Source organism: Streptomyces sp. NPDC004435 (assembly GCF_042873895.1).
Taxonomy (GTDB): Bacteria; Actinomycetota; Actinomycetes; order Streptomycetales; family Streptomycetaceae; genus Streptomyces.
This window is the reverse complement of sequence record NZ_JBIAMB010000037.1, coordinates 21,795-46,139: the sequence shown is the minus strand read 5'-3', so window position 1 is coordinate 46,139 and position 24,345 is coordinate 21,795. Positions and strand designations below refer to the sequence as shown.

The following is a 24,345-nucleotide window of genomic DNA, read 5'->3' as shown; positions in this document are numbered from 1 at the left end:
CCCGCGCGGCCCCCCCCTTGTGTGTTTCACGGGGGGGCCGGTTTTTTAAAAAAATTTTTTCGCGGGGGGGGGGGGGCCGCCCCCCGGGGGGGGGGCCCCCCCCCCGGACCGGGATGTGTCGGGCCGTCTCGTCGCCTTCCTGCCGGAAGGGACGGGACTAGCCGGTCGGATGGGGCAGGCGCGGGACCGTGGCCCCGTGGCCCTCGCGGACGGCTTCCACGACGGCGTCGTGGAGTTCTCGGCTCTCCTCCTCCGAGGAGCAGGGGACGGGACTGCCCGACATGGTGAACCAGTCGGAGGCGCCGCTGTACTGCACGGCCACACGTGCCTCACCGTCGACGAAGGTCGTGTGCACGGTCAGGTCGCCCGTGACGATTCCGCCCTCGACGGTCAGCACCCCACCACGCCCGGTGTAGACACCGGCGGTCGTCCAAGATGCCCAGCTCATGCCCTCCAGGGTCACACCCGGATGGCGTACGCGCCACCGACGGGACCGCCCCGGCCGGAATCGTTCCGGCCGGGGCGGTGCGCGTCGGCCGCCGGATCAGGCGAGGGCGGCGACGGCCTCGTTGAACGTGGCGGAGGGGCGCATCACGGCCGCCGCCTTGGCCGGGTCGGGCTGGAAGTAGCCGCCGATCTCGGCCGGGGAGCCCTGGACGGCGTTCAGCTCGTCGACGATCTTCTGCTCGTTCGCCGCGAGGTTCTCGGCGAGCGGGGCGAAGGCCTTGGCGAGCTCGGCGTCCTCGGTCTGCGCGGCCAGCTCCTGGGCCCAGTACAGGGACAGGTAGAAGTGGCTGCCGCGGTTGTCGATGCCGCCGAGGCGACGGGTCGGCGACTTGTCCTCGTTGAGGAAGGTGCCGGTGGCGCGGTCCAGGGTGTCCGCGAGGACCTGGGCGCGGGCGTTGCCCGTGGTGGTGGCCAGGTGCTCGAAGGAGGCGGCCAGCGCGAAGAACTCGCCGAGGGAGTCCCAGCGGAGGTAGTTCTCCTTGACGAGCTGCTGGACGTGCTTCGGGGCGGAGCCGCCGGCGCCGGTCTCGAAGAGGCCGCCGCCCGCCATGAGCGGGACGACCGACAGCATCTTGGCGCTGGTGCCCAGCTCCAGGATGGGGAAGAGGTCGGTCAGGTAGTCGCGGAGGACGTTGCCGGTGACGGAGATGGTGTTCTCGCCGCGGCGGATGCGCTCCAGGGAGAACTTCGTCGCCTCGACCGGGGAGAGGATCTTGATCTCCAGGCCCTCGGTGTCGTGCTCCGGCAGGTACTGCTCGACCTTGGCGATCAGCTGGGCGTCGTGGGCGCGCTCGGCGTCGAGCCAGAAGACGGCCGGGTCGCCGGTGGCGCGGGCGCGGGTGACGGCGAGCTTGACCCAGTCCTGGATCGGGAGGTCCTTGGTCTGGCAGGCGCGGAAGATGTCGCCCTCGGCGACCTCCTGCTCCAGGACGGTGGCGCCGGCGGCGTCGACGAGGCGGACCGTGCCGGCCGCGGCGATCTCGAAGGTCTTGTCGTGGGAGCCGTACTCCTCGGCCTTCTGCGCCATGAGGCCGACGTTCGGGACGGAGCCCATGGTCGACGGGTCGAAGGCGCCGTGGGCCTTGCAGTCCTCGATGACGGCCTGGTAGACGCCGGCGTAGGAGCTGTCCGGGAGGACGGCGAGGGTGTCGGCCTCCTGGCCGTCCGGGCCCCACATGTGGCCGGAGGTGCGGATCATGGCCGGCATCGAGGCGTCGACGATGACGTCGGACGGCACGTGCAGGTTGGTGATGCCCTTGTCGGAGTCGACCATGGCGAGGGCCGGGCCCTCGGCGGTCTCGGCGTCGAAGGACGCCTTGATCTCGGCGCCGTTCGGGAGGGCGTCCAGGCCCTTGAGGACGGTGCCGAGGCCGTCGTTGGCGGAGAGGCCGGCACCCGCGAGGACCTCGCCGTACTGCGCGAAGGTCTTCGGGAAGAAGGCGTGCACGACGTGGCCGAAGACGATGGGGTCGGAGACCTTCATCATGGTGGCCTTGAGGTGCACGGAGAAGAGGACGTCCTCGGCCTTGGCGCGGGCGACCTGCTCCGAGAGGAAGGTGCGCAGGGCGGCGACGCGCATCACGGAGGCGTCGACGACCTCGCCGGCGAGGACCGGTACGGACTCGCGCAGCACGGTGGTGGTGCCGTCCGCGGCCACGTGCTCGATGCGGAGGCTGCCGGCCTCGGCGATCACGGCGGACTTCTCGGTGGACCGGAAGTCGTTCTGCCCCATGGTGGCGACCTCGGTCTTGGACTCGGAGGTCCAGGCGCCCATGCGGTGGGGGTGGTTCTTGGCGTAGTTCTTGACCGAGCCGGGGGCGCGGCGGTCCGAGTTGCCCTCGCGCAGGACCGGGTTCACGGCCGAGCCCTTGACCTTGTCGTAGCGGGCGCGGACGTCCTTGTCCTGGTCCGTCTTCGGGTCGTCCGGGTAGTCCGGGAGGGCGTAGCCCTGCGCCTGGAGCTCGGCGACCGCGGCCTTCAGCTGCGGGATCGAGGCCGAGATGTTCGGCAGCTTGATGATGTTGGCCTCGGGGGTCTTGGCCAGTTCGCCGAGCTCGGCGAGGGCGTCGCCGATGCGCTGGCCCTCCTCCAGGAACTCGGGGAAGCTCGCGATGATGCGGCCCGCGAGCGAGATGTCACGCGTCTCGACCGTGACGCCGGCCGTGGAGGCATACGCCTGGATCACGGGCAGGAACGAGTACGTCGCCAGGGCAGGCGCCTCGTCGGTGTGGGTGTAGATGATGGTCGAGTCAGTCACCAGGTGCTCCGCTCCACGTCTGCGTATGCGAGATTGCTCGACATCAAGATATCTCGTGATCGTGGTTCTCCGTAAAGGGGCCCACGAGCTCGCCTTGGTCGGGGGCTCCGGAGTCCTCCACGAAGGGCCCTCCGAGCCGGTACGAGGCGGGTCCGCCGTCGAGCTCGACGTGGCGGACGAGGAGGAGCAGGGCGAGGCCGGCGGCGGCGCCGACTCCGGCGGCGAGGGCCTGGCCGCAGCGGTGGGCGAGGCGGAGCTCGGCCGGGTCGTACGGGGCGGTGGCGGGCAGTCCGAGGGTGTCGCCGAGCAGCAGGAATCCGGCCGCGAGGCCGCCGGCGGCGACCAGCCCGAGAGCCAGTCCGACCGGGAGGACGCGCGCGGTGGTGCCGCGCCGGGTGCCGGGGCGGACCTTGCCGCGGCGGGCGAGCAGGGCGATCAGGCCGCACTGGACGGCGAGGGCGAGCAGGGCGGCGGCGATGACGTCGCCGGGGCGGTGGTCGCCGTCGGCGACGGAGTACGCGCCGACGGCGACGGCCCAGAGGGTGGCGGCGCCGGTCACGAGCTCCCGGGAACGGCGGGGCACCACCAGGGGCAGGGCGAAGGCGACGCCGAAGGCGAGGGTGGCGGTGGCGCTGGGGAAGCCGCTGGGGGCGAGCGCCCCGGCCCCCTCGGCGATCCGCGGGCGGGGCGCGTACAGCTGGAGCAGGCCGGTGACGGCGAGCGAGACGGCGACGGCTCCGGCGGCGGCGCCGGTGAGCCCGTACCGCTTGCGGAGCACGCCGAGGCCGACGAGGAGGAGGCAGGCGAGGACGAGGGAGAAGGTGACGGCCCCGTCCAGCGAGGGGTGGTCGCGCAGGAAGGCGGCGACGCGGGTGTCGGCGCGGCGGCCGGTGACGGCGGCGTCGCCCCAGCGGCGGCCGGTCGCGGTCAGCACGAGGCCCGCGTAGACGAGGGTGAGCAGCAGGACGGCCCCGAGGCAGGCGCGCCGGGTCCGGGTGCGGACCCGGGTGCTGAAGGAGTCCGCGGCCTCGCCCGCCACGGCGGCGTACCACCAGGTGTCACCGGCTCTGGGCGGCTTCGGGGAGCCGCCTATTCGCCTGTCGTAGGAAGCCATGCCCTGATTCGAACCCAGGCGCGACCGGGCTGCCCGCTGGGCTCACCCGAACGACGCGCGGGGGCGGGATTCAGCCGCCGCGGGGGTCGAGTCCGGCGACGACGAGGAGGATCAGGGCGGCGAGCAGGGCGCCCAGCGCGACCAGGCCCACGGCGGAGCCGGCCGCGGGTGCCCCCGAGGCTCCGGCCATGCTCTGGAGGGCGAAGGACCCGGCCATGACCAGCTGTGCCCATCCGTGGAGCGCGACCCGCCGGACCCGGTGGCGGAACCGGGGTGGCACCCAGCCGGTGCGGAGGGTGGCGACGCCACCGGCGGCGAGGAGGAGCGCGAGCGCTCCCGGAACGACGTACCAGTCCATGCGGTCCCCCGGTCGCCGCCGGCCCGGTGCCGGCGGTGGGGCGATCGTGCCGTGCGCGGGTGAACGGGAGGAGGCGTCAGGAGGAGGCGCGGACGACGAGGTCGGTGGGGAGCATGCGGCGGGGCTGGTCGTCGGGCTCGCTGGGGCCGGCGATCTCGGCCAGGAGCAGCCGGGCCATGGTGCGGCCCATCTCCTCGATGGGCTGGCGGACGCTGGTGAGCGGCGGGTCCATGAGGCGGGCGACGGCGGAGTCGTCGACGCCGACGAGGGCGACGTCCTCGGGGACCCGGCGGCCGGCCTCGCGGAGCACGGCCCGGGCACCGGCGGCCATCACGTCGGAGGCGGCGAAGACGGCGTCCAGGTCGGGGGCGCGGTCGAGGAGTTCGCGCATGGCGCGGCGGCCGCCCTCCTCGGTGAAGTCGCCGGTGGCGACGAGGGCGTCGTCGGCGGGGAGGCCGGCCTCGGCCAGGCCCTCGCGATAGCCGTCGAGGCGGCAGCGGGCGCCGTACATGTCGAGGGGGCCGGTGATGGTGGCGACGCGGGTGCGGCCGCCGGCGGCGAGGTGGGCGACGGCGGTGCGGCCGGCACCGGTGTTGTCGGAGTCGACGAAGGCGACGGGCTCGTCCTCGCGGCGGCGGCCGTTGAGCACGGCGGGCAGGCCGAGGGCGCGGACCTGGTCGGGCAGCGGGTCGTCGGCGTGGACGGAGACGAGGAGGACGCCGTCGACGCGCTGGGCGGCCAGGTACTGCTCGAAGCGCTGCCGTTCCTGGTCGCTGCGGATCAGGGTGAGCAGCAACTGCTTGTCGGCGGCGGCGAGTTCGCTGCTGACGCCGCGGATGATGTCGAGGAAGTACGGTTCGGCGAAGAGGCGGGCCTCGGTCTCGGGGACGACGAGGGCGACGGCGTCGGTACGGCTCCCCGCGAGGGCGCGGGCGGCCCGGTTGGGGACATAGCCGAGTTCGGCGACGGCCTTCTCGACGGCCGCCTTGGCCTGTTCGCTCACCTTCGGCGAGCCGTTGATGACCCGGGAGACCGTGCCCCGGCCGACTCCGGCCCGGACCGCGACCTCCTCCAGGGTGGGCCTGCCGGTCTGCCGCCCGCTCACCGCCATGTGCCGCTTCTCCCCTCGGCCCCGGGACACCGCCCGCCCGTGCTGTGCGGCGAAACCTATCAGGCGGGCGGACGAGGCCCGGCGGGATCGGCGGAGGGCCGCGGGGCTGCTCGGGGATCGCGCTCGCGGGCGTGCGGGCACTCTGCGTGGCGGAGCGGTTTCGAGGGGTATCGTCGCAGGTCAACCATGCTTTATGTGCATTTGACACTCTTTCGGCGTACGGTCGTCTGGATCCCCTTGTCCCCGACGCCCCGGGAGAGCGTGTGCCCCGCCCCAGGACCGACCATGCCCCGACGCCCGCCGCCGGCGACCGCCCACGGTGGCGTACGGCCGCGATCGCCGCGGGCGTCGTCGCCGTCGCGGTGGGCGGTCTCTACGTGGCCGGTCTGGTGACGACCGGGGACGACATATCCGCCGGCACCCGGGTCGCCGGCGTGGACATAGGCGGGCTGAGCAAGGCCGAGGCCGCCGAGCGGCTGCGGGCGCAGGCGCCGGCGGCGTGGACGGCGCCGATCGCGGTGAAGGTCGGGGAGCGCACGGAGGACGTCAGTCCGGCCTCGGCGGGGCTGACCGTCGACGCGGAGGCGACGGCCGAGCTGGCCGCCGACCCGTCCCGGGACCCCTTCACCGTCATCGGCCGCCTCTTCTCCTCCGGGGACCGCGAGATCGAGCCGGTCCTCGCCCACGACGACGCCAGGACCGGCGCCGCCGTCGCCGCGCTGGCGAAGGAGAACGACCGGGCCGTCACGGAGGGCTCGGTCTCCTTCAAGGACGGCGAGGCCGTCTCCACCCCGCCCGTCATCGGCCAGAAGCTCGACACCGCCAAGGCCGCCGAGGCCCTGCGGGCCGCCTACCCGGCCGCGCCCGGCGCCTCCGCCGTGACCCTGCCGGTCGCGGTGACCCAGCCGAAGCTGGCCGCCGCCGAGCTGACCCGCTTCCTCGACGGGTACGCGAAGCCCGCCGTCTCGGGACCGGTGACGCTCACCGTGGGCGACCAGCGGCTGCGGATCTCCCCGGAGACCCTGGGCGACCACCTGACCGTGAAGAACGAGAACGGCCGGCTGAGCGGCTCCCTCGACTCCGCCGCGCTGCTGCGCGACCCGGACGTGGCCCGCCCGCTCGCCGCCATGACGGGCGCCCCGGTGGAGGGCACCCTCGGGGTGCGGGACGGCAAGGTCGTCGTCGTGAAGGAGGGCAAGCCGGGCCGCGAGGTGACCGAGAAGTCGCTCGGCGCCGCGGTGGACCCGCTCCTCACCCGTACCGGCGAGGCGGCCCGTACCGCCTCGGTGGCCACCAAGGTCACCCAGCCGCAGGTGAGCAGTGCCACCCTCGACTCGCTCGGCATCAAGGAGCAGATGTCGAGCTTCACCGTGGACTTCCCCACGGCTCCGTACCGGACGATCAACATCGGCCGGGCCGCCGAGCTGATCAACGGCTCGCTGGTGCAGCCGGGCGCGGTGTGGAGCTTCAACGAGACGGTGGGCGAGCGCACCGAGGAGAACGGCTTCGTCGACGGCACGATGATCCTCGACGGCCGCTACCAGGAGGCCCCCGGCGGCGGCGTCTCCGCGGTGGCGACCACCATGTTCAACGCGGTCTTCTTCGCGGGCGTGCAGCCGGTCGAGTACGGCGCCCACTCCTTCTACATCGAGCGCTACCCGGCCGGCCGGGAGGCGACCGTCGCCTGGGGCAGCCTGGACCAGAAGTTCCGCAACGACTCCGGCAAGCCGATCTACATCGCCGCGAGCGCCACCGACTCCTCGGTGACCATCACCTTCTACGGCACCAAGAAGTACGACTCCGTGGAGGCGGTGGCCGGCCCGCGCACCGACATCACCGAGCCGAAGAAGCGCGAGGCCACCGGCGAGAAGTGCGTGCCGCAGGAGCCGCTGGAGGGCTTCGACATCGCGGTCGACCGGGTCTTCGAGAACGGCGGCGAGGAAGTGAAGCGGCAGACCTTCAAGACCCACTACACCCCGCGCGACGAGGTCGTCTGCAACTGACCGGCGCCGCCGGAGGGGTGTCCTCCCGCGGGCACCCGGGCATGCATGACTGGTGCGGCCGGACCGGGCCGCGCCGGTCCGGTGTCGGAGGCGTGCCGTGGCGGAGCGCAGCGAGGTCCCCCCTTTCGCCCGGCTGCTGGCCGGGGCGGTCCAGGGCGGTGTGTGTCCGGGAGCCGTGTGGGCCGTCGGCGATCCGTCCGGCACCCGCTCGGCGGGCGCGGTCGGCGTCCTCGACCCGGCGCGGCCCGAGGAGCCGGTCCGCCCCGACACCCTCTTCGACGTGGCGAGCCTCACCAAGATCCTGACGGTCTGGGCGGTGACGGGCACCCTGGTCGACGCCGGGAAGCTGGACCTGTCGGAGCCGCTCGGCTCCTCCTGGCCGGCAGCGGCCGGGCGCCCGGTGGGCGGGGTCACCGCGCGCCAGCTGCTCACCCACACCGCGGGGATGCCGCTCCGGGCCAACCTGCGCTTCCTGTACGGCTCCGACCCGCAGGACGTCAGGGACGGCGTCCTCGCCGAGCCGCTGCGGCACCCGCCGGGCGCGGCCGTGGCGTACACCGACCGGGCGGCGCTCGTCCTCGGCTGGCTGGCCGAGCACCTGACCGGCCGGCCGCTGGCCGAGCTGGCGCGGGAGCGGGTCTGGGCGCCGCTGGGGATGCGCGAGACCCGCTGGGGCCCGCTGCCGCCGGAGGCGGCGGCCCGCTGCGCGCCCACCGAGTACGACGAGGAGAGCGGCCGCCATCTGAAGGGGACGGTCCACGACTTCTCCGCCCGCCTGCTCGGCGGCGCCTGCGGGATCGCCGGCGTCTTCACCACGGCCGGCGACACGGGCCGCTTCCTGCGCGGGGTGCTCTCCCCTCCTCCCGGCACCTTCTCGGCGGCCTGGACGGCCGCCTCCCTGCGCGTCGGCACCGGCCACCTCGCCCCGCCGCGCGGCCTGTTCTGGCATCCGGCGCCCGGCACCGCCCCCGGCGACGACGTGTGGGCCCACTTCGGGTTCACGGGTACGGCGATGTGGGTCTCCCCCGCCCGCGCGCGCTGGGCGGTCCTGCTGACCAACCGCCTGTACCTGACGCGGGATCCGGCCCCGCTGGCCCGGGTCCGCGAGCTCTTCCGGGCGTACGCCTTCGCCTGAGTCCCGCTGTCGGTGCCGGGCCCTACGGTTCTGCCGTGGCGAACTCCTATACGACGCTGTGGACCGACGCCCTCTGCCGGGAGCTGAAGCGCTCCGGGGACGAGGGCCTGCGGCTGACGATCCTCTTCGGCGGGCCCTTCGGCTCACAGCCCAGCTTCCTGCGGGCCGGGGTGCGGCCCGGTGACACCGTCTACCCGGTGCGGGCGCACCGCACCCGGCTCCATGTGCTCGGGGCGATGGAGGTGTCCCGGATCCTGACGCACGAGGAGGCGGGGGCCGAGCTCCACGACGACGACTACGCGAAGCTCATGTACTGGCGGCGGCTCAAGACCGGCTTCGTGTCGGAGGTGCTGATCGGCCCGCCGGGCTCCCCGCTCTCCTTCGACACCGTGGTCCCCGGCGAGCTCCTGGAGCGGCTGACCTTCACCGCCCGCCGGGGCGAGCGGACCCTGAAGTACGTGGAGGACGGGCGGCTGCTCCGCTCCAACAGTCTCCAGGGGATCTACCGGCTGGCGCCCGCGTCGGCGGGCGAGCTGCGGCAGCTGGTGTCCGACCGCTTCGCCTGACCCGGGGCCCGCGGGTGTGAGGTGGAGGACAGACGTTCGGGCCCCCTTGTGGGGGGCGAGGAGCAGCGGGTTACCATATGAGCGCCGTCTAGCTCGAAAGATAACTCTTGTGACTGTCAATGATGACTCGTTCACCAGCTGGAAGAACCGTGAGGAGATCGCGGAGTCGATGATCCCGATCATCGGGAAGCTGCACCGTGAGCAGGACGTCACCGTCCTCGTTCACAGCCGCTCCCTGGTGAACAAGTCGGTCGTCAGCATCCTCAAGACGCACCGCTTCGCCCGCCAGATCGCCGGCGAGGAGCTCTCGGTCACCGAGACGCTGCCTTTCCTGCAGACGCTCACCACGCTCGACCTCGGCCCCTCGCAGATCGACATCGGCATGCTCGCCGCCGAGTACAAGGCCGACTCGCGCGGCCTGACGGTCGCGGAGTTCACCGCGGAGGCCGTCGCCGGCGCCACGGGTGCGAACAAGATCGAGCGCCGTGACGGCCGGGACGTCGTCCTCTACGGCTTCGGCCGCATCGGCCGCCTGGTCGCCCGCCTCCTCATCGAGAAGGCCGGTTCGGGCAACGGCCTGCGCCTGCGCGCCATCGTCGTGCGCGGCGGCGGCGAGGCCGACCTCGTCAAGCGCGCCTCCCTGCTGCGCCGGGACTCGATCCACGGGCAGTTCCAGGGCACGATCACGGTCGACGAGGCGAACAGCACCATCGTCGCCAACGGCAACACGATCAAGGTCATCTACGCCAACGACCCCTCCGAGGTCGACTACACGGCGTACGGCATCGAGAACGCCATCCTGATCGACAACACCGGCAAGTGGCGGGACCGCCAGGGCCTCTCCAAGCACCTGCGCCCCGGCATCGACAAGGTCGTCCTGACCGCGCCCGGCAAGGGTGACGTGCCGAACATCGTGCACGGCGTCAACCACGACACGATCAAGCCGGACGAGAAGATCCTGTCCTGCGCCTCCTGCACCACCAACGCCATCGTCCCGCCGCTCAAGGCGATGGACGACGAGTACGGCGTGCTGCGCGGTCACGTGGAGACCGTCCACTCGTTCACGAACGACCAGAACCTGCTGGACAACTACCACAAGGCCGACCGCCGCGGCCGGTCCGCGCCGCTCAACATGGTGATCACCGAGACCGGTGCCGCCTCGGCCGTCGCCAAGGCGCTGCCGGAGCTCAAGGCCCCGATCACGGGCAGCTCGATCCGCGTCCCCGTCCCGGACGTCTCGATCGCCATCCTCAGCCTGCGTCTGGGCCGCGAGACCACCCGCGACGAGGTCCTGGAGTACCTGCGCGACGTCTCGCTGCACTCGCCGCTGAAGCGCCAGATCGACTTCACCACGGCTCCCGACGCCGTCTCGATGGACTTCGTGGGCTCGCGCCACGCCTCCATCGTGGACGCCGGCGCGACCAAGGTCGACGGCGACAACGCGATCCTGTACCTGTGGTACGACAACGAGTTCGGCTACTCCTGCCAGGTCATCCGCGTCGTCCAGCACGTCTCGGGCGTCGAGTACCCGACCTTCCCGGCCCCGGCGGTCTGATCCCGCCCACGCCACGCGCAGCGCGGCGCGCCGCACCCCCCGCCAGGGGTGCGGCGCGCCGCGCTTCGTCGTACGTCAGCCCTTGCGCACGGAGCGGAGGGCGCCCGTCGCCGGCTCGACCGGTTCGTCCCTGGCCTCGGCCCAGAGCGAGCGGACGTGCCCGAGGTGGCGCATCATGCACGCCTCCGCGCCCGCCCGGTCGCGGGCGATCATGAGGTCGAGCAGTTCGACGTGCTCCTCCGCGGAGGAGACCAGCTTGCCCGCCTCGTCCAGTCCGGTCAGCCCGTAGAGGCGGGACCGCTTGCGCAGGTCCCCCACGGTCTCCACCAGCCGGTCGTTGCCGCACAGGCCGAGGAGGGTGAGGTGGAACTGCCGGTCGGCCTCCAGATAGCCGATGAGGTTGTGCGCGCGGGCGTTGGTGACGATCTCCTCGGCCAGCGGGCGCAGCGCCTCCAGCTCCTCGGTCGTGGCGGTCTCGGTGACCCGGCCGACCGTGGGCACCTCGATGAGCATGCGCAGTTCGGTGCACTGGTCGAGCTCGCGCTCGCTGACCTCGGTGATCCGGAAGCCCTTGTTGCGCACCGGCTCCACCAGGCCCTCGCGGGCGAGGTCGAGCATGGCCTCGCGGACCGGGGTGGCCGACACGCCGAGCTCGGCCGCGAGGCCCGGGGCCGAGTAGACGGTCCCGGGCTTGAGCTCACCGGCCGTGAGGGCCGCGCGCAGTGCGTGGCCCACCTGGTCGCGAAGCCGCTCCTGGGCCTTGATGAGACTGTGCTGCTTCAGGTCACCCACGCCGTATCCTCCGAGAATCCGCAGGCGCCCAGCGTACAATGTCACGTTGCTCAGCCGGTGGCCGCCCGGTGGACCGCGACGGCCACGGCGAGATCCTGCCAGGCCATGCCCACGCTCTTGAAGAGGCGGGGAGCCGGGCCCGGGGCGGGCAGCGCCGGGCCCCGGACGAGGTCGGCGAGGGTGCCGGTGACGTGGCCGGGCCCGATCGCCCCCTCCGCCTCGGGGATCAGCAGGTCACCGGCCTCCGCCAGGGCCGCCGTGCGCGCCTCGACCCACACCTCGGAGCGGCGGACCAGGGCGGTGTCGGTCTCCCGGGCGTCCGGCTCGTGCGAGCCGACCGCGACGACCACCGCCCCCGGCGCCGGCGACCGCCCGTCGAAGAGCGGTGTCCGGGCGGTGGTGCAGCACACCACCAGATCCGCCTCCGCGATGTCCGCGGCGGTGCCGCCGCAGGCCTCGGGGACACCGGCCGCCCGGGCGTACGCGGCGAGCCCCGCGGCCCGCGCGGGGTCGCGCCCGACGACGGTGACGGAGGCGAGCTTCCGTACCGCGAGGAGCGCGTCGACGTGCCCGTACGCCTGGGGCCCGGACCCGAACAGGACGACCCTCAACGGCCGCTCCCCCGATGTGAGGTGACGGACCGCCAGGGCGGAGACGGCCGGGGTGCGCAGCGCGGTGAGCGCCGCGCCGTCGAGCAGGGCGCGGGGCCGCAGGGTGGCGCCGTCGAGGAGGAGGTAGGCGCCGGTGATGCGGGGCAGTCCGAGGGCCGCGTTGCCGGGCGCCACCCCGGCGATCTTGACCCCGGCCCAGCTCCCGGCGGCGGCGGGCATGAGCAGCAGTTCGCCGGCCGGGACGGGGACGGCGGAGCGGGGCGGGCAGGTCTCGGGGTCGAGTCCGTCCCGCAGGACCTCGGCGAGCGCCTCGACGGCCGCCGCCGGGGTGAGCGCCCGGGTGACGGCGCCGCCGTCGAGGTACGGGAGCGTGGTCACAGGAGGAACCCCGCGCCGAGGGTGTCGTCCGGGTCGAGCGTGAAGTGCGCCTCGCCGGTGCGGTGGGCGGTGCCGGTGACCTCGGTGACGAGCCCGGCGGCCGGGTCGCCGCCGAGGAGGGCGCGGCCGGTGAAGACCGTGCCCGCGACGGACTCGTGGGTGAGGACCTGTCCCTCCTTCAGGAGGCCCTCGTCGGCGAGGAGGGCGAGTCGGGCGGAGGTGCCGGAGCCGCACGGGGAGCGGTCGATCTGGCCGTCGGCGAAGACGGTGACGTTCCGCTGGCGCGGGCCCTCGGGGGTGTCGGGCAGCTCCTCGTGGAGGATGACGCCGTACACGCCGGAGAGCAGCGGCCCGTCGGGGTGCCAGGTGGCGGGGTGGCCGGCGAGCGCGGTGCGGATCTCCCGTCCCACCCGGGTGAGTTCGGGCAGGGACGCCCGGTCCACGGTGAGGCCGAGGTCGCGGGCGGAGACGGAGGCGTAGCAGGCGCCGGCGTGGGCGAGGTCGACCTCGACGATGCCGAGGCCGGTGGCGACGGGCACCTTGCGGGCGGTGACCCGGGCGGGCACGTTGCGGAAGGTGACGCCGGTGGTGCGGCCGCCCGAGCGGTGGACGGTGGCGGTGACCCGCCCGGAGGGCACGTCGACCCGGACGGGCACGTCCCGGTCGCCGTCGCCGGCCGGGACGAGTCCGGTGTCGACGGCCCAGGCGGCGAGGGCGATGGTGCCGTGGCCGCAGGCGGTCGAGAAGCCGTCCTTGTGCCAGAACAGCACGCCGAGGTGGGCGCCGTCGTCGTCGGGCGGGACGACGAAGCCGCCGTACATGCCGGCGTGGCCGCGCGGTTCCTGGACCAGGAGGCGGCGCAGCGCGTCCAGGGGGCCCGGGCGGGGGGCGGTGCCGGATCCGCCGGAGCCGATGGCGGTGGCGCACCGCTCGGCGACGGTGTCTCCGGGGGCGGGGGGCAGGCCGTCGGCGACGATCCGGAAGGGTTCGCCGGCGGTGTGGTAGTCGGTGACGCGGATCCCGTCCGCGGGGAGGGCGGTCACAGCAGGAATCCGGCGGGGAAGGGGTCGGTGGGGTCGAGGAAGTACTGGGCGGTGCCGGTGATCCAGGCCCGCCCGGTGACGGTGGGGACGACGGCGGGCCGGCCGCCGACGGTGGTCTCGGCGACGAGCCGTCCGGTGAACTCGGTGCCGATGAAGGACTCGTTGACGAAGTCGGTGTCCAGGGCGAGCTGTCCGCGGGCGTGCAGCTGGGCCATCCGGGCGCTGGTGCCCGTGCCGCACGGGGAGCGGTCGAACCAGCCGGGGTGGATGGCCATGGCGTGCCGGGAGCGGGTGGCGTCGGAGCCGGGGGCGGCGAGGTAAACGTGCTTGACGCCGGAGACGGCGGGGTCCTCGGGGTGGACGGGCCTCTCGTCGCTCGCGTTGATCGCGTCCATGATCGCCAGTCCGGCGGTGATCAGTTCCTGCTTGTGGGCGCGGTCGAAGGGGAGGCCGAGGGCGTCGAGTTCGACGAAGGCGTAGAAGTTGCCGCCGTAGGCGAGGTCGTAGGTGACGGTGCCGAGGCCGGGGACGTCGGCCTTGAGGTCGAGTCCGACGCTGAAGGCGGGGACGTTGGTGAGGGTGACGGAGCGGGCGGCGCCGTCCTCGACGCGGACGTCGGCGGAGACGAGGCCGGCCGGGGTGTCGAGGCGGACGGTGGTGACGGGTTCGGTGACCGGCACCATGCCCGTCTCGACGAGGACGGTGGCGACGCCGATGGTGCCGTGGCCGCACATCGGCAGCAGGCCGGAGACCTCGACGAAGAGGACTCCGTAGTCGGCGTCGGCCCGGGTCGCGGGCTGGAGGATCGCGCCGCTCATGGCGGCGTGGCCGCGCGGCTCGTACATCAGCAGGGTGCGCAGGGAGTCGCGGTGCTCGATGAAGTGGAGCCGCTTCTCGGCCATGGTGGCGCCGGGGATCACCCCCACTCCGCCGGTGATCACCCGGGTGGGCATGCCCTCGGTGTGCGAGTCGACCGCGTGGTAGACGTGTCGGGTGCGCATGGGCTGTCTGTCCCCTCTCGCTAGCGCAGGCCCTCGGCCAGGACCTTTTCGGTGGCGGCGCGGACGGCCGTCTCGACGGCGCCGGTGAGCGGGAGGCGCGGCGGGCGGGTGGGGCCGCCGGGGCGGCCGGCGAGGTCCATGGAGAGCTTGATGGCCTGGACGAACTCGGTCTTGGAGTCCCAGCGGTAGAGGGAGTGCAGCGCCTTGTAGAGCGGGAGCGCGGTGCCGAGGTCGCCGGCGACGGCGGCGCGGTAGAGGGTGGCGGCGGACTCGGGGAGGGCGTTGGGGTAGCCCGCGATCCAGCCGACGGCGCCCGCGACGGCCAGCTCCAGGAGGACGTCGTCGGCGCCGATGAGGAGGTCGAGACCGGGGGCGAGTTCGGCGATCTCGTAGGCGCGGCGGACGTCCCCGCTGAACTCCTTGACGGCGACGATGTGCCCGTCGGCGTGGAGGCGGGCGAGGAGGGTCGGGGTGAGGTCGACCTTGGTGTCGATGGGGTTGTTGTAGGCGACGATCGGCAGGCCCGCCCGGGCGACCTCGGCGTAGTGGGCGCGGACCGCGTCCTTGTCGGCGCGGTAGGCGTTCGGGGGCAGGAGGAGGACGGAGCCCGCGCCGGCCTCGGCGGCCTGTTCGGCCCAGCGGCGGGACTCGGCGGAGCCGTAGGCGGCGACGCCGGGCATGACGCGGGCGCCGTCGCCGGCGGCTTCGACGGCGGTGTGGACGACGGCGGCGCGCTCGGCGTCGGTGAGGGTCTGGTACTCGCCGAGCGAGCCGTTGGGCACGACGCCGTCGCAGCCGTTGGCGAGGAGCCAGCGGACGTGTTCGGCGTAGGCGTCGAGGTCGACGGAGAGGTCGTCGCGCAGCGGCAGGGTGGTGGCGACCATGATGCCGTGCCAGGGGCGGGTGCGGGTGTCGGTCATCGTGACGTACTCCTTTGTAGTGTGTGACATTTTACTAGGGGGTGTACGGCGGCCACAAGAGTGTGAACGCCAGGGAAAGGGCTAGTCGGCGGGGAGTTCCGCGAGCTGCCCGAGACGTACGGGGCAGGCCAGCGGACGGCGGTCGGCGGCGACCTCGCCACCGGCGAGCGCGGCCACGGCCGGACCGCACATGCGGCCCTGGCACCAGCCCATCCCGGCCCGGGTCAGCAGCTTCACGGTCCGGGCGTCGGTGGCGCCCAGCTCCTCGACCGCCTCGCGGACGCGCCCGGCGGGCACCTCCTCGCAGCGGCAGACCGCCGTCTCGTCGCGCAGCCAGCCGCTCCAGCCGGTGCCCGGCCGATGGGCGGCGCCCATCGCGTCGGCGAAGGCCCTCAGCCGGTCTCGGCGCCGGGCGAGGGCGGCGGGGACGGTCCGGCCGGCCACCGCGTGGGCGGCGATCTCCCCCTCGGTCAGGGCGAGCTGGGCCCCTCCGACGCCGCCCGTCTCGCCCGCCGCCCAGACGCCGGGCACCGAGGTGCGCAGGCCCGGGGTGAGGACGAGGGCGGCGGTCCCGTCGGCGGCGGTGCGGGTGGCGCAGCCGAGGGTGGTGGCGAGGGAGAGTTCGGGGACCAGGCCGTGGCCGACGGCGAGGGCGTCGCAGGGGACGCGGCGCCCGGTGCCGGGCACGGGCCGCCAGTCGCGGTCGAGCCGGGCCACGGTGACCGCCTCGACCCGGTCGGTGCCGTGCGCCTCGACGACGGCGTGCCGGAGCAGCGGACGGACCTGGTGGCGGAGCAGCGCCCCGCCGTACAGGGCGCCTTCGGCGAGCTTGGCCGGGTTGCGCAGCAGGGTGCCGGTGTGGCGGACGTACGGTCCGTATCCGGCGGCCTCGACGACGGCGGGCACCCGGGCGCCGGCGGCGGCCAGCGAGGCGGCGACCGCGAGCAGCAGGGGCCCGCTGCCAGCGACGACGACGCGGCGGCCGGGCAGTACGAGCCCGCCCTTGAGCATGGCCTGCGCTCCCCCGGCGCCGACGACCCCGGGCAGGGTCCAGCCGGGGAAGGGCAGTTGGCGCTCGTACGCGCCGGTGGCGAGCAGCACCGCGCGGGCCCGGACGGGCTCCCCGGCGGCGTCGTCGGTCCGGGAGTGCACCGACCAGTCGGTGCCGGAGCCGGTGACGCTCCAGACCTGGTGCTCCGTCAGGTAGCGCACCCGGCCGCCGCGTTCGTGGGCGCGCAGCTCGGCCTCACGGCCCGCGAAGGCGGCCCAGTCGTGGTGCAGGGCCTGCGGACGGCTGGCGCCGAGCGCGGGGTCGGGGTGGCGGTAGTACTGGCCGCCGGGGCGGGCGCCCGCGTCGAGGAGCGTGACGGTCAGGCCGAGCGAGGCGGCGGTGACGGCGGCGGCGAGCCCGGCCGGACCCGCGCCGACGACCGCGAGGTCGGCGGGGGCGGTCCGGGGGTCAGACGGCGAGGTCGTCATGGCCGGTTCCCTCCTGGCTGGTGACGAGGCCGCCGGGGCGGGCGGCGACGAGGCAGGCGCGGCGGTTCGGGGTGCCGTCGACGGTGACCAGGCAGTCGAAGCACTGGCCGATCCCGCAGAAGGCGCCGCGGGGTTCGCCGTCGTGCCGGGTGGTGCGCCAGGCGAGGACGCCGGCGCCCCACAGGGCGGCGGCGACGGTCTGCCCGGCGGCGGCCGGGATGTCCCGTCCGTCGAAGCGGAAGGTGAAGGTCTCCTGGGGCGCGCCGCCGACGAGGGCGCGCGGGGTGCGGCGGCTCAACTCTGCTGCTCCTGGGTCGGGGCGTCCGCGGGGCCGAAGTCCCGCGCGGGGCGGAAGGGTGCCGGGTCGAGCGGGGGCGCGGCGCCGGTGAGGGCGGCGGCGAGGAGGACGCCGGTGGCGGGGGCGAGGCCGATGCCGGCGCCTTCGTGGCCGCAGGCGTGGTGGAGGCCGGGGACGCGCGGGTCGGCGCCGATCGCCGGGAGGTGGTCGGGGAGGTAGGGGCGGAAGCCGTGGTAGGCGCGGAGCACCTGGACGTCGGCGAGGACCGGGAAGAGCGCGGCGGCCTGGGCGGCGAGCCGGCGCAGGGCCTCGGTGGAGAGGGTGCGGTCGAAGCCGACGCGTTCGCGGGTTGCGCCGATGAGGACGGGGCCGCCGGGGGTGCCCTCGACGACGGCGGAGGACTGGAGCGCGGCGGAGCCGCTGGCGACGTCGGCGATGTAGTCGGCGGCGTAGACCTTGTGGCGGACGATCCGCGGAAGGGGTTCGGTGACGAGGACGAAGCCGCGGCGGGGCAGGACGGGGAGGTGGACGCCGGCCAGCCGGGCGAGCTCGCCGCCCCAGGTGCCGGCGGCGTTGACGACGGCGGGCGCGAGGAGTTCGCGGCGGGTGGTGCGCACGCCCCGGACCGCGCCCGCCGGGCCGCGGAGGACGGCGGTGACCTCCTCGCCGAGGTGGAGCGCGGCGCCGGAGGCGGCGAGCAGGCGGGCGGCGGCCTGGGCGGGCTGGACCTGGGCGTCCTGCGGGTAGTGGAAGCCGCCGGCGAGGCCGGGGGCGAGGTGGGGTTCGAGGTCGGCGAGCCGGTCGGCGGGGATCTCGGCGGCGGTGACACCGGCCGCCCGCTGGCCCTCCGCGAAGGCGCGGAGGGCCTTGAGGGCGGGCTCGTCGGGCGCCACGACGAGCCCGCCCTTGGGCTCGTACTCGGTCTCCGGCGGGAGTGTCGCGGAGAGTTCGCGCCAGAGTCTCGTGGACAGCAGCGCGAGGTCGAGCTCGGGGCCCGCCTCCTTGTCGGAGACGAGCAGATTGCCTTCCCCGGCACCGGTGGTGCCGCCCGCGACGGGACCGCGGTCGACCACGGCGACGGTGAGTCCGGAGCGGGCCGCGTAGTAGGCGCAGGCGGCGCCGACGACGCCGGCTCCGACGATCACCACGTCCGGGGAGTGTCTGTTGGGCACGACAGTAATATGTCACATTCTTCTGGCGGTGCCCAGACCCTTTCGGGTCCGGGCACCGGAGTGTGCGGCGGGGGCGGACCGAGGGGCCGTCAGCTGCGCAGCGGGCCCTCGCAGCGGAAGTCCGAGGTGCCGGCGACCCGGGTGGACCAGATGTCCACCGGACCGAAGGAACAGTTCATGTCGGCCAGGTTGTTGGTGGCGGCGCCGGCCCGGTCGAGGAGGAAGTAGTCGACGGTCTCGGACATGTCCTTGAAGACCTTGTCGGGGTTGCCGGCGTCCGCCAGGTTGGCGGTGATCCGGCCGGTGCAGACGAAGCGGCGCTTGCCGTACTCGCCCGCCTCGACGCAGGCGGGGGTGTTCTGGGTGGCGGCGGCGAAGGCGGAGCGGACGGCGGCCACGTTCCAGTCCCTCAGGTACCCGTTGGCGGTGTAGGTGGTGTTCGGGACGAAGAGGCGGTCGACCTGGGCGATCTGGGCGTCCAGGAAGCGGTCGTACCCCTGCTGGAGGGCGGTGTCGGCGCTCAGCCGCTCGCGCCAGGCGTCGTACCCGGCGACGTCGTTCGCGCGCAGCCGGTCGTACATCTCGCGGATGAGGGAGGGGCGTTCGGTCCACAGGTACTCGAAGAAGGTGCCGGCGTAGTTGTAGAAGCGGAAGCCGTCGCCGTCGTAGGTGGCGTGCAGGATCTGCCGGACGCTCATGCGGGGGCCGCCGCCCGCGGTGTCGTTGATGACCCCGCGGACCAGGGACTTGCGGACGGCGATGCCGTCGTCCCGGGTGGCGCCGTCGAAGAACTCGGCCGTGCCCTCGTCCATGAAGGTGGTGCGGTCGCCCTGGTACCAGGGGCCCTGGCCGAAGAAGCCGGGGACGGCGAAGCGGCCGTTGAGGTAGTGCACGTACTCGTGCCGGAAGAGCTCTTCGAGGGTGAGCGAGGAGTCCTGCGGGACGCGCCGCTGGTAGGTGTAGAAGGTGGCACCGCTCTCGATGTAGATGCCGCCGTTGTTCGTGTCGTACCCGGTGAGGACCGGGTGGTAGTTCTCGTAGTCGGCGCGCGAGCCGTACAGGACGATGTTCAGCGTGGTGTTGGGATCGCCGGCCAGCGGCTGCTCGCTGCCGACCACCCGGTGGAACTGCGCCTTGACCTGCTTGCTCGCGTAGTAGAGCTGGTCGACGGTGGCCCGGTCGAGGCCGGTGCGGACCTTCAGGGCGCCGTTGTCGTAGGTGTACGTGTACGGGAAGATCCGGGCCTCGATGTCGGCCTTGCAGACGCCGTACGGGGCGCAGGCGTCGTAGAAGTTCAGCCAGGAGACGACCTTGGCCCAGGGCTGGCTTCCGGAGCCGAAGGCGGTCTCGACGGGTCCGATCATGGCACCGAGGTCCGCGACGATCCCGTCCCGCAGCCCGGCGACCTCGCCGAACCGGCCGTACTCGCTGAGCGCGTCGCGGACGACCCAGGCGTTGGCGGTGCCCTTGAGGTGGGTGTGTCCGGCGAACGCCTTGAAGACGGCCCGGTAGCCGGGGTCGGCGGCGACGGCGGCGTGGAAGGCGGCGTCCTGGTTGCCCGAGTAGATGCCCAGGTAGTTGACGGAGAGCGCGGCGAGCGCGGCACCGGACCAGGTCGGGTCCTTGTGCGTCGCGGTGTGCGCCGGGTCCATGGTGGCGAGGACCTTCGTGATGAGCCCCAGCTGGTGCTGGCGCAGGCCGGGGGCGCTGCCGGCGTAGAGGGCCTCACGGAGGGTGCGGGCGTTGGACGCTGTGACGTCGAAGGTGCGGGCGGCGGAACCGAAGGCGGCGACGGCGCGGCGGATCGCGTCGACGGTCGGGGCGTCGGTGATGTCGATCTCGGTGCGCGAGAAGTCGTGGTAGGCGACGGCGTGCAGATAGGTGAACATCTCCTCCAGGTGGGAGGAGTTGCGCCCGTCGTGACCGGCGGCCAGGGCGGAGATCCGCTGGGCGACGGCCTGCACGTGGGCGTCGGACATCACCGGGGCGAGGCGGGCGTCCCAGGTCCAGACGAGGCCGCTCAGACAGCCGTCGGCGGTGACGGCCGGATCGGCGAGGAAGTCGGCGAGGGCGGCCGGGGAGAGGCCGGTGACGCCGTCGAGGGTGCATGGGACTCCGGCGGCCGTGGCGGTGGCGGCGGGCGCGGCCCGGAAGCTCTGCTTCTCGGCGGCGGGCTCCGCGCCCTTCTTCGCCTGGCCGGGGACACGGGCCCGGGTGTCGCCGGTGCCGCCGGGCGCGGGCGCCGGGGCGGGGGCGGTGGTGCGCGCGGTGGCGAATCGTTCCACCTCGTCGAAGGGGTTCGGCTCGGCGGCGGCCGTGGGCGCGAAGGCGCCGGGGACGGCGGCGACGGCGCTCGGGGCGGGGGCCTCGGCGGCCTGCGGAGCCGCCTGGCCCGCGGAGGCGAGGAGGGTCACGGCTATCGCGGTGGTGAGGAGGGAGGAACGCACGGCTCTGTGCTGGGACACGAGGTCTCCTGGGTGGGGGTGGGGATGAGGGTGTGCGGCCGACCGGAAGGACCTGAACGGGAGTTGACGGGGAGGCATCCGACCGCCGTGCGAGGTGTAACATAGTAATGTGAAATTGCACTGACAACCCCTCTGCACGGGTCAGTTGCGCCGCCGGGTGTCCGCCTCCGCGAACGAAACGGGGGGAGGCGGACGCCCGGCCTCTCGGCCGGGCGCCGAACCCGCAGGTCAGACCAGGGAGTTCGATACGGGACGGAGCCCGGGCGCCGTCGGCCTCAGCCCCTTCGCCGCGCCCTCCGCCCGCTCCCGCGCCACCGCCGCCCGGGCCGCGTCACCGATCGCGTCGGCCAGCCGGGCCCGGCCCAGCCAGTTGTACGGGCTGTCCGGCCGCAGCCCGTCCCGCTCGCTCAGCAGCAGCCGGGCCCGGTCGTGGTCGCCGGCGGCGAGCGCCGACTCCAGCAACGTCCGCTGGACGGCGTCCCGCTGGGCGTGGCTGCCGCCGAAGACCTGGATCCGGCGGCGTACCGGCCACAGCAGCTCCACCACGGCCGCGTGGTCCCCCCTCCCCTGCGCCACCAGCGCCTCGCAGACCGGGAGTCCGGCCTCCGCCGTCATCGCGTGGTTGGAGAGGGTCCGCCGGGCCGCGTCGGCGGAGCCCTCGGCCAGCCACCGCCGGCGGTCGGCCACCAGCGCCTCCGCCTCCGCGAGCCGCCCGGCGCCCACGTAGGCCATCACCGCGTGGGCGTCGTTGAAGGCGTAGAACGGCGGGTCGGCCCGCCCGGCCCAGGCGTCGGCGAGCCGCGCCCAGCGTTCCGGTTCGTCCCGGCCGGCCAGCCGCAGCCGCCACAGCAGCGCGGCGGCGTCGAGGAGTTCCATGGCGAGCCCCGCCGACTCCTCGTGGTGGACGGCCGCGTCGTAGACGCGCAGCGCGGTCTCCTCCGCGCCCGCCTCCAGCGCGTACAGGGCGTAGTGCCACCAGTTGTGCACCGTCAGGTAGTTGCCGCGCGTCCAGTCGTCCGCCCGCGCGTCGAGGAAGGCGACGCCCTCGGCGACCCTGCCCTGCATCTCGTAGGTGTGGGTGACGGCGTGCACCGCCCACACGTCCCCGGGATGCCGCTCGACCGCCGCGAGCCCGGTCTCCTCCGCGCGCCCGTAGTGCCCGGACTCCTCCAGGCCGAAGGCGTACATGCCGAGCAGCGGCCCCCGGTGCTCGTCCGCCCTCCCCCACGCCGACAGGGCGCCGCCGATCCGGTCCCGCAGCCGGACGGCGTCCCCGGTGAGGAAGTCCAGCTGGTGCCCGGCGAAGAGCGCGAGCACGTCCCTCGGGTGGGCGAGGGACAGCTCCTCCAGGAGGCCGGCCGCCCCATGCAGGTCACCGGCGAGCAGGGCTCCCGCGGCGGCCAGATGGAGCCGCTCGCGCGCGGGCAGGGCGCTCGTGTCGCGGCCCGCGAGATAGCCGTCGAAGCGGGCTCGGGCCCGGGTGGCGCCGGTGTGTTCGGTGCCGAGGACCCCCAGGTAGACGGCGAACGCCTGGGCGTCGGGCGACTCGGGGCTCGCCGCCAGGGCGTCCTCGACGGCCGGGGACACCTCGGGCCGGAAGAAGAGCAGGGCCTCCACCGCCCGGTCCAGATGGTCCGCGCCCTCGGGGGTGCAGGCGTGCAGGGTGTTGCCGTGACGGTCGGTCGCCAATGCGGTTCCTCACCTCGGTTCCTCGGGTACTGCCGGACGGCCGGACGGGGACGGCCCGTCCGGCGGCGGAGCGAACCGCTCCCCACCGGCACCAGGAGGGTGCCCCGCCCGTCGCCGCGCCACGCCGCGCACGCCTCCCCGCGCGCCCCGCGTGCCGCCGTCCGCCCCTCGCGCTCCGGACGTCCGCGCTCCCCGCCTCCCCCACGCCCCCGCACCGGGCGCGGCGTGATCCACTGGCACGTGCACCGCAGGGCGCGGTGCACGAGGAGAGTGAGGGTTCATGTCCGTCGCCGACGCCGCCGCCGTCCGGGTCCGTCCGGTCCGGGAGGAGGACTTCGACCAGTGGCGCGCGCTGTACCGCGGGTACGCCGAGTTCTACAAGGTCGAGCAGACCGAGGAGGCCGCCCGGCTCGTCTGGTCCTGGATCCACGACCCCGGGCACGAGGTGGAGGGGCTGGTGGCGGAGGGCGCCGACGGGCGGCTCGTCGGGCTCGCGCACTTCCGCCCCTTCGCCCGGCCGCTCTCCGCGACCGTCGGCGGCTGGCTCGACGACCTGTTCGTGGACCCGGCGAGCCGCGGCACCGGGGCGGCGGACCTGCTGCTGGCCGCGCTGCGCGGGATCGGCGCGGAGCGCGGCTGGAGCGTCGTTCGCTGGATCACGGCCGACGACAACCACCGCGCCCGCTCCAAGTACGACCAGGTGGCCACGCGCACGATGTGGATCACGTACGACATGGCTCCATAATCCGGCATCCGGCAACCGGCATCCGGCATCCGGCATCGGGAGCTCCGCCGGGCGGAGGCGGCGCGGCCGGTTCCGACACCCCGGGCTCCCTGACGGTACGTGATTCCGGGTTCACTGTCCGATCATGGACGCGGAGCACAGTGCTCCGCGTCTGGGGAAAGGACACGCATGGCACATCGCGAGGGGGAGAGCGGCACGGCACCGACCCTGATCCAGTCGGTACGCCGGGCCGTACGGCTGCTGGACGAGCTGGAACGACGCGGCGGCGCGGGCAGCGCCAAACAGCTGGCCCGCGAGGCGCTGCTGCCGCTGCCGACGGCGTACCACCTGCTCAGGACCCTGGTCCACGAGGGGCTCATCCGCAACGACAACGGTGTCTACACACTCGTCGCGCCGCTGCGCCGGGACACCGGCCCCACGGTCCACGAGCCGGCGCTGCGCATCCAGGCATGGGTGAACACCCTCAGCCTGGACCTGGACGCGGCCGTGTACTTCGTGCAGTACCGGGACGGCGAGGTCGAGTTGGGCGCCGTGTCGGACAACCCGGCGCGCCCGCCGGTGCGTGAGTGGGCCGACTTCCGGGCGACGGCGCACGCCCACGCCGCCGGGCAGAGCCTGCTGCTCCAGCTGGAGCCGGAGCAGCGCGGCGACCACCTGAGCCGCCACCCGGTGACGGCCCTCACCCCGCACACGGTCGAGGTGCGGCGCGACTTCGAGCGGCGGCTCGCCGCCCTGCCGCGCCGGCTGCCGGTCCTGGAGCACCAGGAGTACGCGCTCGGCACGGCCTGCGCGGCGGTGCCGATCACCGTCGGCGCGGAGACCGCGGCGGTGGCACTGTCGATCCCCGCGTCCGAGGGGGCGCGGCTGCGCGGGCTCGCGGAGCGGCTCCAGCGGCGGGCGGAGCATGTCCTGCTCTCCCGCACCTTCGCGGTCGCCGCGCACAGCCACGAGCCTTGACCCGAGGTCCGCGGGCCTGCGCGGAGTCCGGCGGAGGGTGAGCCGCGGGGGAGGGAGACGGGGGAAGCGAGAAGGGGCGCCACGGAGGGACCGGTGGCGCCCCTTCTCGCGTTCCCCGCGCAGGCCTCTCGCGTTCCCCGCGCAGGCCAGAATACCCCCACCCGTATATGACCCACCGCTCCCGACTGC

General features: G+C 74.2%; 21 protein-coding genes. 6 read left to right on the top strand and 15 right to left on the bottom strand.

The genetic code is table 11. From position 1 onward, the window contains the following. Positions 1-157: 157 nt before the first annotated feature. The 5 genes from ACFYT9_RS38825 to ACFYT9_RS38805 form a co-directional block, all read right to left on the bottom strand. The gene (locus ACFYT9_RS38825; protein WP_360320318.1) at positions 158-448 is read right to left on the bottom strand and encodes a hypothetical protein; all 291 of its coding nucleotides are present in this window, start codon (positions 446-448) and stop codon (positions 158-160) included. Between the two features lie 96 nt (positions 449-544). Then, a complete protein-coding gene (locus ACFYT9_RS38820) occupies positions 545-2,764 on the bottom strand; it encodes an NADP-dependent isocitrate dehydrogenase (RefSeq protein WP_389171732.1) in 2,220 nt (739 codons plus the stop codon). 43 nt (positions 2,765-2,807) lie between these two features. Then, positions 2,808-3,878: a phosphatase PAP2 family protein gene (locus ACFYT9_RS38815; protein ID WP_376602173.1), complete on the bottom strand. Its 1,071-nt coding sequence runs from the start codon at positions 3,876-3,878 to the stop codon at positions 2,808-2,810. Between the two features lie 70 nt (positions 3,879-3,948). Then, positions 3,949-4,236: a hypothetical protein gene (locus tag ACFYT9_RS38810; RefSeq protein WP_389171729.1), complete on the bottom strand. Its 288-nt coding sequence runs from the start codon at positions 4,234-4,236 to the stop codon at positions 3,949-3,951. 76 nt (positions 4,237-4,312) lie between these two features. Continuing rightward, positions 4,313-5,347 (bottom strand): LacI family DNA-binding transcriptional regulator, encoded by a 1,035-nt coding sequence (locus ACFYT9_RS38805; RefSeq protein WP_376602175.1) that lies wholly within the window; start codon positions 5,345-5,347, stop codon positions 4,313-4,315. Between the two features lie 263 nt (positions 5,348-5,610). Here ACFYT9_RS38805 and ACFYT9_RS38800 point away from each other — a divergent pair, with 263 nt between their 5' ends. The 4 genes from ACFYT9_RS38800 (at position 5,611) to ACFYT9_RS38785 (ending at position 10,606) form a co-directional block, all read left to right on the top strand. Continuing rightward, positions 5,611-7,350, top strand: a complete 1,740-nt coding sequence (locus tag ACFYT9_RS38800) for a VanW family protein (protein WP_389171726.1) — start codon at positions 5,611-5,613, stop codon at positions 7,348-7,350. 97 nt (positions 7,351-7,447) lie between these two features. Further along, positions 7,448-8,485 (top strand): serine hydrolase domain-containing protein, encoded by a 1,038-nt coding sequence (locus ACFYT9_RS38795; RefSeq protein WP_389171723.1) that lies wholly within the window; start codon positions 7,448-7,450, stop codon positions 8,483-8,485. Between the two features lie 35 nt (positions 8,486-8,520). Next, on the top strand, positions 8,521-9,051 hold the full coding sequence (locus ACFYT9_RS38790; protein WP_387279404.1) for a hypothetical protein: 531 nt from the start codon (positions 8,521-8,523) through the stop codon (positions 9,049-9,051). A 109-nt stretch (positions 9,052-9,160) separates the two neighbouring features. Next, positions 9,161-10,606 carry a glyceraldehyde-3-phosphate dehydrogenase gene (locus ACFYT9_RS38785; protein WP_376602179.1) on the top strand — a complete coding sequence of 482 codons (1,446 nt, stop codon included), beginning with the start codon at positions 9,161-9,163 and terminating at the stop codon, positions 10,604-10,606. Positions 10,607-10,681: 75 nt separating this feature from the next. Here the strand turns inward: ACFYT9_RS38785 and ACFYT9_RS38780 are convergent, their stop codons facing one another. From ACFYT9_RS38780 to ACFYT9_RS38735, 10 genes are all read right to left on the bottom strand, one after another. Next, entirely contained in the window at positions 10,682-11,398 is a 717-nt protein-coding gene (locus ACFYT9_RS38780; protein ID WP_376603754.1) for a GntR family transcriptional regulator, read from the bottom strand. Between the two features lie 50 nt (positions 11,399-11,448). After that, positions 11,449-12,387 carry an ornithine cyclodeaminase family protein gene (locus tag ACFYT9_RS38775; RefSeq protein WP_389171718.1) on the bottom strand — a complete coding sequence of 313 codons (939 nt, stop codon included), beginning with the start codon at positions 12,385-12,387 and terminating at the stop codon, positions 11,449-11,451. Next, the gene (locus tag ACFYT9_RS38770; protein WP_389171735.1) at positions 12,384-13,439 is read right to left on the bottom strand and encodes a proline racemase family protein; all 1,056 of its coding nucleotides are present in this window, start codon (positions 13,437-13,439) and stop codon (positions 12,384-12,386) included. The genes ACFYT9_RS38775 and ACFYT9_RS38770 overlap by 4 nt, the downstream gene beginning before the upstream one ends. Beyond that, positions 13,427-14,431 (bottom strand): proline racemase family protein, encoded by a 1,005-nt coding sequence (locus tag ACFYT9_RS38765; protein WP_389171715.1) that lies wholly within the window; start codon positions 14,429-14,431, stop codon positions 13,427-13,429. Before ACFYT9_RS38765 ends, ACFYT9_RS38770 begins: the two co-directional genes overlap by 13 nt. 20 nt (positions 14,432-14,451) lie before the next feature. Continuing rightward, positions 14,452-15,351: a dihydrodipicolinate synthase family protein gene (locus tag ACFYT9_RS38760; RefSeq protein WP_389171713.1), complete on the bottom strand. Its 900-nt coding sequence runs from the start codon at positions 15,349-15,351 to the stop codon at positions 14,452-14,454. An 81-nt stretch (positions 15,352-15,432) separates the two neighbouring features. Continuing rightward, complete coding sequence (locus ACFYT9_RS38755; RefSeq protein ID WP_389171710.1) at positions 15,433-16,830, bottom strand: NAD(P)/FAD-dependent oxidoreductase; 1,398 nt, start codon at positions 16,828-16,830, stop codon at positions 15,433-15,435. Further along, positions 16,811-17,128: a (2Fe-2S)-binding protein gene (locus ACFYT9_RS38750; RefSeq protein ID WP_351109204.1), complete on the bottom strand. Its 318-nt coding sequence runs from the start codon at positions 17,126-17,128 to the stop codon at positions 16,811-16,813. The genes ACFYT9_RS38755 and ACFYT9_RS38750 overlap by 20 nt, the downstream gene beginning before the upstream one ends. Next, positions 17,125-18,300 carry an NAD(P)/FAD-dependent oxidoreductase gene (locus tag ACFYT9_RS38745; RefSeq protein ID WP_389171707.1) on the bottom strand — a complete coding sequence of 392 codons (1,176 nt, stop codon included), beginning with the start codon at positions 18,298-18,300 and terminating at the stop codon, positions 17,125-17,127. The genes ACFYT9_RS38750 and ACFYT9_RS38745 overlap by 4 nt, the downstream gene beginning before the upstream one ends. An 89-nt stretch (positions 18,301-18,389) precedes the next feature. Then, a complete protein-coding gene (locus ACFYT9_RS38740) occupies positions 18,390-20,765 on the bottom strand; it encodes a collagenase (protein WP_389171704.1) in 2,376 nt (791 codons plus the stop codon). Positions 20,766-20,993: 228 nt separating this feature from the next. Next, positions 20,994-22,454 (bottom strand): tetratricopeptide repeat protein, encoded by a 1,461-nt coding sequence (locus tag ACFYT9_RS38735; protein WP_389171701.1) that lies wholly within the window; start codon positions 22,452-22,454, stop codon positions 20,994-20,996. 280 nt (positions 22,455-22,734) lie between these two features. Here ACFYT9_RS38735 and ACFYT9_RS38730 point away from each other — a divergent pair, with 280 nt between their 5' ends. Together ACFYT9_RS38730 and ACFYT9_RS38725 are read left to right on the top strand one after the other, a co-directional pair. Further along, positions 22,735-23,199 (top strand): GNAT family N-acetyltransferase, encoded by a 465-nt coding sequence (locus tag ACFYT9_RS38730; RefSeq protein WP_389171699.1) that lies wholly within the window; start codon positions 22,735-22,737, stop codon positions 23,197-23,199. Between the two features lie 168 nt (positions 23,200-23,367). Further along, positions 23,368-24,156, top strand: a complete 789-nt coding sequence (locus ACFYT9_RS38725) for an IclR family transcriptional regulator C-terminal domain-containing protein (protein ID WP_389171697.1) — start codon at positions 23,368-23,370, stop codon at positions 24,154-24,156. Positions 24,157-24,345: the final 189 nt, after the last annotated feature.

Coding starts and splice junctions, on each gene's coding strand:
- ACFYT9_RS38825 (WP_360320318.1), bottom strand. CDS start 448: ATGAGCTGGGCATCTTGGACGACCGCCGGTGTCTACACCGGGCGTGGT.
- ACFYT9_RS38815 (WP_376602173.1), bottom strand. CDS start 3,878: ATGGCTTCCTACGACAGGCGAATAGGCGGCTCCCCGAAGCCGCCCAGA.
- ACFYT9_RS38810 (WP_389171729.1), bottom strand. CDS start 4,236: ATGGACTGGTACGTCGTTCCGGGAGCGCTCGCGCTCCTCCTCGCCGCC.
- ACFYT9_RS38805 (WP_376602175.1), bottom strand. CDS start 5,347: ATGGCGGTGAGCGGGCGGCAGACCGGCAGGCCCACCCTGGAGGAGGTC.
- ACFYT9_RS38765 (WP_389171715.1), bottom strand. CDS start 14,431: ATGCGCACCCGACACGTCTACCACGCGGTCGACTCGCACACCGAGGGC.
- ACFYT9_RS38760 (WP_389171713.1), bottom strand. CDS start 15,351: ATGACCGACACCCGCACCCGCCCCTGGCACGGCATCATGGTCGCCACC.
- ACFYT9_RS38755 (WP_389171710.1), bottom strand. CDS start 16,830: ATGACGACCTCGCCGTCTGACCCCCGGACCGCCCCCGCCGACCTCGCG.
- ACFYT9_RS38730 (WP_389171699.1), top strand. CDS start 22,735: ATGTCCGTCGCCGACGCCGCCGCCGTCCGGGTCCGTCCGGTCCGGGAG.
- ACFYT9_RS38725 (WP_389171697.1), top strand. CDS start 23,368: ATGGCACATCGCGAGGGGGAGAGCGGCACGGCACCGACCCTGATCCAG.